This is a genomic window from Pseudoalteromonas sp. 120-MNA-CIBAN-0494 (assembly GCF_040308885.1).
Taxonomy (GTDB): domain Bacteria; phylum Pseudomonadota; class Gammaproteobacteria; order Enterobacterales; family Alteromonadaceae; genus Pseudoalteromonas; species Pseudoalteromonas nigrifaciens.
In genome coordinates this window covers 1-264 of the sequence record NZ_JBEOOE010000169.1, presented here as the reverse complement: position 1 = coordinate 264, position 264 = coordinate 1, and the positions used below count along the sequence as shown (strand labels likewise).

At 39.4% G+C, this 264-nt stretch carries 1 rRNA gene; it reads right to left on the bottom strand.

Features of this window, described 5'->3' with window-relative positions:
- A 5S ribosomal RNA gene (gene rrf / locus AAEY55_RS18395) occupies positions 1-87 on the bottom strand; the annotation flags it as partial.
- Positions 88-264 lie beyond the last annotated feature (177 nt).

The following is a 264-nucleotide window of genomic DNA, read 5'->3' as shown; positions in this document are numbered from 1 at the left end:
AAATGCTACACTATCATCGGCGCTGTTTCGTTTCACTACTGAGTTCGGCATGGGGTCAGGTGGGTCCAAAACGCTATGGTTACCAAGCAAATATGGTGCAAAGAATTAATGACAAGCACGTAGTGCTACCATTTTCTTTGCGCAAGGTGCCTCAACTTTAACGCTACGCGCTAAGAGTCACCTCTAAAATTTGGAAAATATCTGATAATATTTTTTAAGTCTTTGCGTAAATATCTACTTTAGCAATATTAACTTCTTGCTTGA